Source organism: Pseudomonas sp. ICMP22404, from assembly GCF_006227205.1.
Classification (GTDB): domain Bacteria; phylum Pseudomonadota; class Gammaproteobacteria; order Pseudomonadales; family Pseudomonadaceae; genus Aquipseudomonas.
The window spans coordinates 1-472 of record NZ_VCNG01000067.1; the positions used below are offsets into that span (position 1 = coordinate 1).

The 472-nt window shown below is 66.3% G+C and carries 1 protein-coding gene; it reads left to right on the forward strand.

Annotation, left to right across the window (positions count from 1 at the left end; genetic code table 11):
* The coding region (locus FGE05_RS29685; RefSeq protein WP_139650443.1) for an AMP-binding protein at window positions 1–472 on the forward strand (472 nt) is incomplete at both ends.

The window sequence follows — 472 nt, forward strand, 5'->3', positions numbered from 1 at the left end:
CGCCCACCGGTTGCTTGCCCTGGGCATTCGCCCGGATGACCGCGTGGCTGTCTGCATGGACCGCAGCACGGACATGGTCGCGGCGCTGCTGGGCATCCTGAAAGCGGGCGCTGCCTACGTGCCGCTCGACCCGGATTATCCGGCCGACCGTTTGGCCTACATGCTGGAAAATAGCGCCCCGGCCGTGGTGCTGATCCAACGCGCCTTGCAGGCGAGCTTGCCCGCGACCAACGCCAGGGTGATGGTGCTCGAAGAGCAAGACTTCGCCACGCAGCCGACCGGCAATCCGCAGGTCTCGGGCCTGCATGCCAGCCATTTGGCCTACGTCATCTACACCTCCGGTTCGACCGGCCTGCCCAAGGGCGTGATGAACGAGCATGGCGCGGTGGTCAACCGCCTGCTGTGGATGCAGGACGCCTACACACTGAGCGCCGCGGACGCGGTGCTGCAGAAGACCCCGTTCAGCTTCGAC